This window comes from Streptomyces sp. AHA2, from assembly GCF_036857595.1.
Lineage (GTDB): Bacteria > Actinomycetota > Actinomycetes > Streptomycetales > Streptomycetaceae > Streptomyces.
The window spans coordinates 146,426-157,983 of sequence record NZ_JAUQWJ010000003.1; the positions used below are offsets into that span (position 1 = coordinate 146,426).

9 protein-coding genes are annotated in these 11,558 nt (G+C 71.8%); 8 read left to right on the forward strand and 1 reads right to left on the reverse strand.

Annotated features, from left to right (window positions below; all coding sequences use genetic code 11):
- The first annotated feature begins 104 nt into the window (after positions 1–104).
- Positions 105–3,098 (forward strand): glycine--tRNA ligase, encoded by a 2,994-nt coding sequence (locus tag Q5694_RS07980; RefSeq protein WP_333931681.1) that lies wholly within the window; start codon positions 105–107, stop codon positions 3,096–3,098.
- 71 nt (positions 3,099–3,169) lie between these two features.
- On the opposite strand, the gene Q5694_RS07985 is transcribed toward Q5694_RS07980, so the two are convergent.
- Complete coding sequence (locus Q5694_RS07985; protein WP_333931682.1) at positions 3,170–3,634, reverse strand: ATP-binding protein; 465 nt, start codon at positions 3,632–3,634, stop codon at positions 3,170–3,172.
- 222 nt (positions 3,635–3,856) lie between these two features.
- Here Q5694_RS07985 and Q5694_RS07990 point away from each other — a divergent pair, with 222 nt between their 5' ends.
- From Q5694_RS07990 to pheA, 7 genes are all read left to right on the forward strand, one after another.
- Complete coding sequence (locus Q5694_RS07990) at positions 3,857–4,678, forward strand: hypothetical protein (protein ID WP_333931683.1); 822 nt, start codon at positions 3,857–3,859, stop codon at positions 4,676–4,678.
- Positions 4,679–4,824: 146 nt separating this feature from the next.
- A complete protein-coding gene (locus tag Q5694_RS07995; RefSeq protein WP_333931684.1) occupies positions 4,825–5,553 on the forward strand; it encodes a YcnI family copper-binding membrane protein in 729 nt (242 codons plus the stop codon).
- A gap of 95 nt (positions 5,554–5,648) precedes the next feature.
- The gene (locus Q5694_RS08000; RefSeq protein ID WP_333931685.1) at positions 5,649–6,302 is read left to right on the forward strand and encodes an SCO family protein; all 654 of its coding nucleotides are present in this window, start codon (positions 5,649–5,651) and stop codon (positions 6,300–6,302) included.
- Positions 6,299–6,760, forward strand: a complete 462-nt coding sequence (locus tag Q5694_RS08005) for a copper chaperone PCu(A)C (RefSeq protein ID WP_333931686.1) — start codon at positions 6,299–6,301, stop codon at positions 6,758–6,760. Before Q5694_RS08000 ends, Q5694_RS08005 begins: the two co-directional genes overlap by 4 nt.
- Before the next feature lie 13 nt (positions 6,761–6,773).
- Positions 6,774–8,912 carry a copper resistance CopC/CopD family protein gene (locus Q5694_RS08010; RefSeq protein WP_333931687.1) on the forward strand — a complete coding sequence of 713 codons (2,139 nt, stop codon included), beginning with the start codon at positions 6,774–6,776 and terminating at the stop codon, positions 8,910–8,912.
- 6 nt (positions 8,913–8,918) lie between these two features.
- Positions 8,919–10,208, forward strand: a complete 1,290-nt coding sequence (gene efeB, locus Q5694_RS08015) for an iron uptake transporter deferrochelatase/peroxidase subunit (protein WP_333931688.1) — start codon at positions 8,919–8,921, stop codon at positions 10,206–10,208.
- Positions 10,209–10,269: 61 nt separating this feature from the next.
- The gene (pheA, locus tag Q5694_RS08020; protein ID WP_333931689.1) at positions 10,270–11,202 is read left to right on the forward strand and encodes a prephenate dehydratase; all 933 of its coding nucleotides are present in this window, start codon (positions 10,270–10,272) and stop codon (positions 11,200–11,202) included.
- The last annotated feature ends 356 nt before the right edge of the window (positions 11,203–11,558 follow it).

Below are 11,558 nucleotides of genomic sequence, written 5' to 3' on the forward strand. Positions count from 1 at the left end.
TCGCGCCCGTTCTGCCTGGTCGAGAAAGAGCAGGTCAGCGCAGGTTGACGTGTGAGATCATGGCCGACCTTGCCGGGCCGACTCGGGGAACGGGCGCGATCACCATGAAGAACGTTCAGACGGCACTGACCATGCAGGACGCCATCCTCACCCTGCAGAAGTACTGGAGCGACAACGGCTGCATGATCACGCAGCCGCTGAACACCGAGGTCGGAGCCGGTACGGCCAACCCCTCCACCGCCCTGCGCGTGCTCGGCCCCGAGCCGTGGAGCGTGGCCTACGTCGAGCCCAGCGTGCGGCCGGACGACTCGCGCTACGGCGAGAACCCCAACCGGCTGCAGACGCACACCCAGTTCCAGGTGATCCTCAAGCCCGACCCGGGCAACCCGCAGGAGCTGTACCTCGGCAGCCTGCGCGCCCTCGGTGTCGACCTCAACGCCCACGACGTGCGGTTCGTCGAGGACAACTGGGCCTCACCCGCGCTCGGCGCCTGGGGACTGGGCTGGGAGGTCTGGCTCGACGGCATGGAGATCACCCAGTTCACCTACTTCCAGCAGGTCGGCGGAGTCGCCCTGGACCCGGTGTCGGTGGAGATCACCTACGGCCTCGAACGCATCCTGATGAACCTCCAGGGCGTGGCGCACTTCAAGGACATCGCGTACGCGCCGGGCATCACCTACGGCGAGGTGTTCGGGCAGAACGAGTACGAGATGAGCCGCTACTACCTCGACGACGCGGACATCGACACCAACCACCGGCTGTTCGAGTCCTACGCCGCCGAGGCCCGGCGCCTGCTCGACCTGGAACTGCCGGTCCCGGCCTATCTGTACGTCCTCAAGTGCAGCCACACCTTCAACGTGCTCGACGCGCGCGGCGCCATCAGCACCACCGAGCGGGCCAAGGCGTTCTCGCTGATGCGCGGCCTGACCCACGAGACCGCGAAGCTGTGGGAGCAGCGCCGGGCGGCGCTGGAGCACCCGCTGGGCGTGGCGGCCGTGCCGCCCCCGGCCGAGCGGGCGCCACTGCCCAAGGTGCCCGGCGTCGAGACCCTGCTGTTCGAGATCGGCGTGGAGGAACTGCCGTACGCGGACGTGCCGGCCACCACCGAGGCGGTGCGTGAGTCGGTCGCCGCGAAGCTGGCCGAGACGCGGCTGGGGCACGGGGCGATCACCGTGATGGCGACGCCCCGCCGCATCGTGATCACGGTCGACGGTGTGCAGCCCCGCGAGCGCGACACCATGCGCACCGTACGCGGGCCCAAGGTCGCCGCCGCCTACAAGGACGGCTCACCCACCCCCGCGCTGCTCGGCTTCGCCCGCAGCCAGGGCGCCGAACCCTCCGACGTGCGCACGGTCGAGGTCAACGGCACCGAGTACGTGGCGGTCACCCGGCACGAGGAGGGCCGCCCGGCCGTCGAGGTGCTCAGCGACCTGCTGGCCGAGGTGGTGTCCGGACTGCGGGCCGGGCGGAACATGCGCTGGAGCGACCCGGGCCTGTCGTTCTCCCGCCCGGTGCGCTGGCTGCTGGCGCTGCTGGGCCGCACTCCCCTGCCCGTGGTGGTCTCCTCGCTGTCCGCGGGCGACACCACCCGGGTGCAGCGTCAGGCCCCCTACCCGGAGGTCCGGGTGACCTCCGCCGAGGGCTACCCGCACTTCCTGCACATGCACGGCATCCTGCTCGACCGGGACGCCCGGCGCGGTGCCGTCGTACGCGGTGCCGTGGAGGCGGCCGCCGAGGTGGGCGGGCGGATCGACGTGGAGGGCCAGTCCGGGCTGATCGACGAGATCACGGACATCCTGGAGTTCCCCTACGCCGTGCGCGGGTCGTTCGACGAGCGCTACCTCGAACTGCCGGCGAGCGTCCTGACCACGGTGATGCGCAAGCACCAGCGCTACCTGCCCGTGCTGGACGGCGACCGCCTGATGCCGCACTTCGTCACCTTCGCCAACGCCCTGTGCGACGACGACGTGGTGCGGGCGGGGAACGAGGCGGTGTTGCGGGCCCGCTACGAGGACGCCGCGTTCTTCTGGCGGGCGGACCTGAAGGTGGCGCCCGAGGAGTTCCGGCGGCGCCTGGACAAGCTGACCTTCGAGGACCGGCTCGGCACGGTCGCCGACCGCGCCGACCGGCTCGCCAAACTCGCCCTGGACCTGGCCGGACGCGCCGGGCTCCCGGAGGAGACGGTCGCGGTGGTCCGGCGGGCCGGTGCGCTGGCCAAGTTCGACCTGGCCTCGCAGATGGTGATCGAGTTCTCCGGGCTGGCCGGGGTGATGGCCGAGGAGTACGCCCGCCACGCCGGGGAGTCCGCCGAGGTCGCCCGGGCCCTCGCCGAGATGGAGCTCCCGCGCTCGGCGGGCGGGGAGTTGCCCGCCTCGGACGCGGGTGCCGTGCTGTCGCTGGCCGACCGGTTCGACCTGGTGACGGGCATGTTCATCATCGGCGCGGCACCGACCGGGAGTTCCGACCCGTACGGGGTGCGCCGGGCTGCGATCGGGCTGCTCAACGTGTTGCGCAGTCTGCCTCCCGTGGCCGCCGTCCGGGTGCGCGAGGGGCTGCGTGCGGCGGCCGTGCGTTACGCCGCGCAGGGCGTGGAGGTGCCCGCCGAGCGGGTCGCCGAGGCCGCCGAGCTGATCACTCGGCGCTATGAGCAGCAGCTCACCGACGCCGGGCACGAGCACCGGCTGGTCCAGGCCGTGCTGGTGTGGGCCGACCGGCCCGCCCATGGGGACCGCACGCTGGCGACGCTGGAGCGCCATGTCGGCAGCGAGGCGTTCGAGGCGCTGGTGGCCGCGTTCCAGCGGGTCGTGCGGATCCTTCCCGAGAACGGTGTCGAGGCAGCCGACCTCTCCCTGCTGACCGCCCCCGCCGAGCTGCACCTCGCCGAGAGCGCCCGGGCCGTACGGGAGGCCCTGCAGGGCCGCGAGGACGACCTCGGTGCGCTGATCGAGGTCTCCGCCCCGCTGGTCGAGGCGATCAGCACCTTCTTCGACGAGGTGCTGGTGATGGATCCGGATCCGGCGGTCCGGGCGGCGCGGCTCGCATTGCTCACGGAGGTGGCGGGGCTGGCGCGGACGACCTTGGACTGGGGAGCCCTGTAGAGCGCCCGGAGGCCGGAAGGGGACGGTGTTTCACGTGAAACACCGTCCCGCTGCTCGGTCGGGCGCGCCGGTCAGACCGCCATCAGCGGTGCGTTCTCGCGCCACTTCAGGACCTTGTCGAAGCTCACCACGGCTCCGCCCCGGCCCGGTTTGTTGCCGATGTGGACGTGGTCGGCGAGCTCCTCGATCAGGTACAGGCCCCGGCCGTGTTCCGCGTCGGAGCGGGCCGGCCTGATCTGGGGGCGGGGCCGCTCGGCGGAGGCTCCCGGAAAGCCCGGGCCCGCGTCCGCGACCTCGATCCGGCAGGTTTCGCCGTCGAGGTAGGCGGTGACGCGGTAGGCCTCGGACCCCGGACCGCACCCCTGTTCACCGCCGTGCTCGACGGCGTTGGCGCAGGCTTCGGTGAGAGCCACGGAGAGGTCGTAGGAGATGTCGGGGTCCACGCCGGCGGTTTCCATCGTGCCGATCAGCAGGCGCCGGGCGAGGGGCACGCTTGCGGCGTCGCGCCGCAGATGGAGTGACCACCAGATGCTCATGCTCCAGCCTCCTGGCTGTGCCTCGACATACCGTTACGTATTGCCCTCAGTCCCCGGGTGTAAGCGTGAAGTTGTTGTGAGGCCGCCCATATGGCGGATGTGGGCTGGTCCTGATCGGTGTATGTGGGGGCGGGCGGGGCCAGAGGGTGACGTTCCGGTCGTACGGCATCTTGTGGACCTGCCGTACGGGGCGCAGGGGGCCAGTGCGATGATGAGCCCGCCATGACTGCCCCCCACGCACGCGTGAAGCGCTCCGGAGATCCGCTCCGGATCCTGCGGGCCGCGGTGTTCGCCGCGGTCTGTGTCGTGCTGGCCGGGGCAGGTCACACGCTCGCCTCCTGCGACGGCGTTCCGCTGTGGACGCTGGGCGCCGGCTTCCTCGGAGTGGCCCTGGTGGCGGTCCCGCTCGCCGGACGGGTGCGCTCGCTGGCCGGGGTGGCGGCCCTGCTCGCGGCCGGGCAGACGGTGCTGCACACCCTGTTCGGTCTCGGCCAGCACGGTACGGCGGCCGTCACCGCCTCCGCCCCGGCGGGTGGGAGCGATGTCGCGCTCGTCCAGCAGGCGGCACGTCTCGTCTGCGGCACGACGGCCGCGGCGATCAGTCCCGCCCAGGCGCAGAAGATCCTCACCGACGCCCGGATCGACCCGGCCGCGGGTGCGCACACGCACCTGACCGCAGAGGTCACGTCCGGGGCGCCGGCCTCACTGTGGCCGTCCCTGCCGATGCTGCTCGGCCATGTCCTCGCGGCTCTCGCGGCCGGCTGGCTGCTGCGCCGCGGTGACCTGGCGCTGCTGCGGCTGACCGAACTGTCGGCGCAGGGCGTCGCCGAAGGGGCGCTGATGCGCTCGCTGCGGGGTGCGCTCGCACTGGTGCGCGCTCTGCGTGCGGGGCTTCCGGGCGCGCCCGAGGCCGGCCCCCGTCCGGTGCACGCCGATCGGCCCGTCGTGCCGATGCCGTGCGCCCTCGTTCTTCAGCACTCGGTGATCCGGCGCGGTCCGCCGGCCGCTGCGGCTTCCGTGTCCGCACTCGCCCTGGCCGCCTGACGACGCGACCACCCCTCCACCGCTCCGCTCCCGTGCACCCCTGTACACCGGACGGCTCGGAGAGGCTGCCGCCGTCGTGCGGCACGCGCGTGCGCGTATCCCTCTTCCACAGTCGTACCGACTCACACAGCGGAGTGCTTCCTTCCATGAAGGTTTCCCGTATCGCCGCGGCCGGTGCCGCCGCCGGTGTCGCCGTCCTCGCCCTGTCCGCCCCGGCCTTCGCGCACGTCACCGTGCAGCCCGAGGGCACGGCCGCCAAGGGCGGTTACGCGGTCGTGGACTTCAAGGTCCCCAACGAGCGCGACGACGCCTCGACCACCAAGCTCGAGGTGAACTTCCCGACCGACCACCCGCTGGCCTCCGTCATGCCTCAGCCGGTCCCGGGCTGGAAGGTCCAGGTCACGAAGTCCAAGCTCGACAAGCCGCTGGACGAGAAGATCTCCGAGGCCGTCTCCAAGGTCACCTGGACCGCCGAGGGCAAGGGCATCGAGCCCGGCTACTTCCAGAAGTTCCCCGTCTCCCTGGGCCAGCTGCCCGAGGACACCGACACGCTCGCCTTCAAGGCCCTGCAGACGTACTCCAACAAGGAGGTCGTCCGCTGGATCGAGGTGCCGCAGGAGGGCAAGGAGGAGCCCGACAACCCCGCTCCGGTGCTGGAGCTGTCCGCCGCCGAGGACGGGCACCACGGCTCGTCGGCCGGGTCGGACTCCGACGAGGGGAAGGCCGAGAAGACCTCCGCGCACGCCGCCGCCGACTCCGGTTCCTCGGACGGCACCGACACCACCGCCCGCGTCCTGGGCATCGTGGGCATCGTGGTCGGCGCCGCCGGCGTCGCCTACGGCGTGCTCGCCGGGCGCCGGCGCACCACCGCCTGAGGCTGCTTCCGTACGGCGCGCACCGGGGCGCGGCCCCCGCACCTGCGGGGGCACCCCGGTGCGTGCCGGGACACCGACATCTGGGACATTCTTCTATGCGCACCACATCTTTCGCCGCGGCCGCCCTGCTCGCCGCCGCTTCCCTGACCCTGACCGCCTGCGGCAGCGGCGACGACAACGACAAGCCCGTGTCCGTGGTCTCCGAGGAGGCCGGCAGCAAGAAGGCCGCCACCGTCCTCGACAAGCCCTTCGAGAAGCCGGACCTGGTCCTGACCGACACGCAGGGCAAGAAGTACGACCTCCGCAAGGAGACCGCGGGCAAGCCCACGCTGATCTACTTCGGCTACACCCACTGCCCCGACGTGTGCCCGCTGACGATGAACAACATCGCCGTCGCCAAGAAGCAGCTGCCCGAGGCCGAACAGGACGAGCTGCGCGTGGTGTTCGTCACCACCGACCCGAAGCGCGACACCCCGGCCGAACTCGGCACCTGGCTGAAGGGCATCGACCCCTCCTTCGTCGGCCTCACCGGTGACTTCGCCACCATCCAGGCCGGCGCCCGCACCCTCGGCATCAGCATCGAGCCGACGCGCAAGGACAAGAACGGCAAGCTCGTCTCGGAACACGGCACCCAGGTCATCGCGTTCTCACCGAAGACCGACGGCGGTTACGTGCTCTACGGCGAGGACGCCACCGTCGACGACTACACCAAGGACCTCCCCGCGATCGCCGAGGGGGAGAACCCGTGAGGCGTACCGGTCCGGCGGCCCTCGTCATAGCCGGGGCGCTCGCCCTGGCAGGCTGCGGCGGCTCCGGCGGCGAGTCCGGCTCCGGCCGCGCGGAACTGTCCGTCGGCTCGGCCTACATCCCGCAGCCGATGTCCGGCGACATGGCGGCCGGCTTCCTCACCGTCACCAACAAGGGCGGCGCCGACGACGAACTGACCGAGGTCACCAGCGACATCGGCCGGGTCACCGTGCACGAGACCGTCGACGGGGCGATGCAGGAGGTCGAGAGCCTGAAGATCCCCGCGGGCGGCCGGCTGGAGCTGCGCAGCGGAGGCGACCACCTGATGTTCGAGCAGTTGAAGCGCAGGCCGAAGGAAGGTCAGACGGTCTCCGTCGAACTGCACTTCGCCCACTCCGCGCCCGTCACGGTGCGGATGCCGGTGAAACCCGCGACCTACACCCCGAAGACCGGACACTGAGGGAGGGAACCCTGTGACGCAGACCATCGCCCCCCGCCGCGTCCGGATCCTGGTGCTGCTGCTCCTGGCCGCCGTCTGCGCCCTGTTCGCCGGGGCCGGACCGGCCTCCGCGCACGCCGCGGTGACCGGCAGCGATCCCGGACAGGGGGCGGTGGTCGACCAGGCCCCCGCCCGCATCTCGCTCACCTTCTCCGAGCAGGTGGCGGTGTCCGCCGACTCGCTGCGCGTCCTCGACCCCCAGGGCGAGCGCGTCGACACCGGTGAGCCGTCCCACGTCGGCGGCACGACGTACGCCGTGCGGCTGCACTCGGGGCTGCCCGACGGCACCTACACCGTCGCGTACCAGGTCGTGTCGGCCGACAGCCATCCCGTCGCGGGCGCCTACACGTTCTCCATCGGCGCCCCCTCCAAGACGTCCGTGTCGGTCTCCGGGCAGACCACCGACGACGGGGTGGTGGGCTGGCTCTACGGTTTCGGCCGGTACGTGTCCTACGCCGGGTTCCTCGTGATGGCCGGCGGTGCCGCCTTCGTGCTGGCCTGCTGGTCCCGCGGCTCGGGGGTGCGGCCGGTGCAGCGCTACGTCGTCTCCGGGTGGGTCGCCCTCACCGCGTCGACCCTGGCCCTGCTGCTCCTGCGCGGGTCCTTCACGGGGTCCGGCAAGGTCGCCGACGTCTTCGACCTGTCCCTGCTCGGGCAGGTGCTCCAGACCAAGACGGGAGCGGCCCTGGTCTCCCGGCTGCTGCTGCTCGCCGCGGCGGCGCTGTTCATCGCCGTGCTCTTCGGGGCCTACGACAAGCGGGACGACCCGCAGGAGCGGCGGGACCTCACCTTCGGGCTCTCGATCGGCGGTGCCGTGGTGGCGGCCGGGCTGGCGGCGAGCTGGGCGATGTCCGAGCACGCCTCGGTGGGGCTCCAGGCGGGACTCGCCATGCCGGTCGACGTGCTGCACCTGCTGGCCGCCGCCGCCTGGCTCGGTGGCCTGGGCGCGCTGCTGGTCGCCCTGTACCGGGCTCCCGCCGGCACACCCCTCGACGCCCCGGCCGTCCACCGGTTCTCCCGTCTGGCGTTCGGCAGTGTGGTCGCCCTGATCGCGACCGGCACGTACCAGTCGTGGCGCCAGCTCGGCTCCTGGACGGCCTTCACCGAGACCCGTTACGGCCAGCTCCTGCTGGCCAAGATCGCGCTCGTCGTCGTGCTCGTCGGCATCGCGTGGATCTCCCGGCGGTGGACGGGCCGGCTGGCCCAGGCGGCACCGTCCGTCGCCGAGGAGCCGCAGACGGCGCGGATCGGCGCGGGTACGAACGCCCCGGCGGCCGCGGGCGGCCCGACCGGCAAGGGCCGGAAGCCTGCCGCCCGGGACACCTCGGCCAACGAGGACGCCTCGGCCACCGGGGACGCCTCGGCCACCCGAGACACCTCGGCCACCCGAGACACCTCGGCCACCCGAGACACCTCGGCCACCCGAGACACCTCGGCCACCCGGGACACCTCGGCCACCGGGGACACCTCGGACTCCGTCAACGCCGCCGGCTCCGAGGAGGCAGCCGGCTCCGAGCCCGCCGACGCCGAGCGGGCCGCCCAGCTCGCCCGGCAGCGGGCCGCCCGGGACGCCGCCCGGCAGAAGAGGATCCGGGACGCCGATCCGAACCGCTTCGGCCTGCGCCGTTCCGTGCTGGCCGAGGCCGGAGTCGCCGTCGTCCTGCTCGCCGTGACCACCGTGCTGACGCAGACCGAGCCGGGACGCACGGAGGAGGAGGCCAAGGCGGCCGCACGGTCCTCCGCGGCCGCCTCCGCCGAGGCGGGGACGTCCGGTGCGCTCACCCTCAACATGCCGTTCGACACCGGCGGCGAGGACGGCAAGGGCGTCGTCACGATCGACCTCGACCCCGCCCGCGTGGGCGACAACGAGATGCACGTCTACGTCGAGCGGCCCAACGGCCGGGCGTTCGACATCCCCGAGGTGAAGGTCGACTTCACTCTCGAGGCCAAGGACATCGGGCCGCTGCCCGTCGTCCCGGACCACATCGCAACCGGACACTGGTCGGCGAACGGAGTGCAGATCCCCATGGCCGGCGACTGGCAGGTCGACGTGACCGTGCGGACCTCCGACATCGACGAGGTGACCGTCACCAAGAACGCGCAGATCGGCTGAACCACCATGGCTGACCAGTCCATTCCGCAGGCCCGCACCCCCGGTACCGCGCCGGGGGAGAGCGCGGCGACCCCGGCCGGGGACGGCATCTCCCGGCGGCGTCTGCTCGGCACCGCCGGTGCCACCGGGCTCGTGCTCGGCACCGCGGGCGCAGCAGTGGGCCACGCCGCCGCCCCTTCCGAGGCGGCCGCTCCCCTCACCTCGCTCGGTACCGGCCGGGCGATGTTTCACGGGAAACATCAGCCCGGCATCACCGACGGGTTGCAGGCCCGCGGCCATCTCGTCGCCTTCGACCTGGCCGCGGGCGCGGGCCGCAAGGAGGCCGCCGCCCTGCTGCGCCGCTGGTCGGAGACGGCCCGGCGGTTGATGGCGGGCGAGCCGAGCGCACAGGACGACACCGATGTGGCCCGCGACGCGGGACCGTCCTCGCTGACGATCACCTTCGGCTTCGGTCACAGCTTCTTCGCCCGGACCGGCCTGGAGAAGCAGCGGCCCGTCGCCCTGGACCCGCTGCCCGAGTTCTCCTCCGACCGCCTCGACAAGAACCGCAGCAACGGCGACCTGTGGGTGCAGATCGGCGCGAACGACGCACTGGTCGCCTTCCACGCCCTGCGCGCGATCCAGAAGGACGCGGGCCGGGCCGCCAGGGTGCGCTGGCAGATGAACGGCTTCAACCGCACGCCCGGCGCCACCGCCCATCCCATGACGGCCCGCAACCTGATGGGCCAGATCGACGGCACGCGGAACCCGAAACCGGACGAGCCCGACTTCGACCGGCGGATCTTCGTCCCCGAAAAGGGTGAACCCGCCTGGATGGCGAACGGCTCCTACGCCGTCGTCCGCCGCATCCGGATGCTCCTCGACGATTGGGAGAAGCTCTCGGTCAAGGCTCAGGAGGACGTCATCGGCCGCCGCAAGTCCGACGGGGCGGCGCTGTCCGGGGGAACCGAGACGACCGCGATGGACCTGGAGAAGACGGACGCCCAGGGCAATCTCGTCGTGCCGATCAACGCCCACGCCCGGATCACCCGGCCCGACCAGAACGGCGGTGCCGCCATGCTGCGCCGCCCCTTCTCCTTCCACGACGGCATCGACCCCGACGGGACGCCCGACGCGGGTCTGCTCTTCATCTGCTGGCAGGCCGATCCCCTGCGCGGCTTCGTGCCGGTGCAGCGCAAGCTCGACCGGGGCGACGCCCTGTCGCAGTTCATCCGGCACGAGTCGAGCGGGCTGTTCGCGGTGCCGGGCGGGGCCGCGGAGGGCGAGTACGTGGGGCAGCGGCTCCTGGAGGGGTGAGAGCCGGACGGCGTGCGCGTTCGGGGAGATGGCGCTTCCACGGGCCCATTAGGGTGAGGTCATGCCAGCGAGCTATGCGTATCTCGGCCCCGAGGGCACCTTCACCGAAGTCGCCCTGCGCACGCTTCCCGAGGCCGCCACCCGGGAGCTCATTCCGTACGTGTCCGTCCAGTCCGCGCTCGACGCGGTGCGCGCCGGTGAGGCCGAGGCGGCGTTCGTGCCGATCGAGAACTCGGTCGAGGGCGGCATCACCACCACCCTCGACGAGCTGGTCGCCGGCGCCCCGCTGATGATCTACCGAGAGGTGCTGCTGTCCATCACCTTCGCGCTGCTGGTCCGCCCCGGCACGAAGCTGTCGGACATCAAGACCGTCTCCGCGCACCCGGCCGCCCAGCCCCAGGTGCGCAACTGGCTGCGCAAGCACCTGCCGGACGCCCACTGGGAGTCGGCCGCCTCGAACGCCGACGCCGCCCGGCTGGTCCAGGAGGGCCAGTACGACGCCGCCTTCGCCGGTGAGTTCGCGGCCGCCCGCTACGGGCTGGAGGCCCTGGAGACCGGCATCCACGACGCCGAGAACGCCCAGACGCGATTCGTGCTGGTCGGACGCCCGGCCCGGCCCGCGGCGCCGACCGGCGCGGACAAGACCTCCGTGGTGCTGTGGCAGCGCGACGACCACCCCGGCGGTCTGCGCGACCTGCTGGGCGAGTTCGCCACCCGGGGCATCAACCTGATGCTGCTCCAGTCCCGGCCCACCGGGGCGGGCATCGGCAACTACTGCTTCTGCATCGACGCCGAGGGCCACATCTCCGACCGCCGGGTCGCCGAGGCGCTGATGGGCCTGAAGCGCATCTGCCTCCAGGTGCGCTACCTCGGCTCCTACCCGCGCGCGGACGTGCGGCCGGAAGAGCTGCAACCACCGCGGCCGGGCACCTCGGACGACGAGTTCGTGGCGGCTGCCGACTGGGTCGCGCGCTGCCAGGACGGCCGCTTCTAGGCCCGGTCGTACCTGCTGATAGTCACTGTCCACAGAAGTTATCCACAGGTCCGCTTCTCGACCTGAGGACAAGTCGACAACGAAGCGTGCGACAGTCGACAAATCGCCCTTCGGGCCCCCATGCGGTCATCGCCGGGCAGGTCACCCTTCGTCCACCGTTTCCTCATGCGTCACCCTTCCAGGCGACCCCTTTGCACTCGAAAGTGAGGGTGGGGCGGGTTTGTCCTGGGTATTTCCCAGAGCGACCCAGGCTTGCGGAGTGATCCATTCCGAAGTCCACAGATCTTCCCCACAGCCTGTGGATAACTTTTCGGACCATGGGGGTCGCTGTGGACAACCGGCGCTCAAGTCCCGGT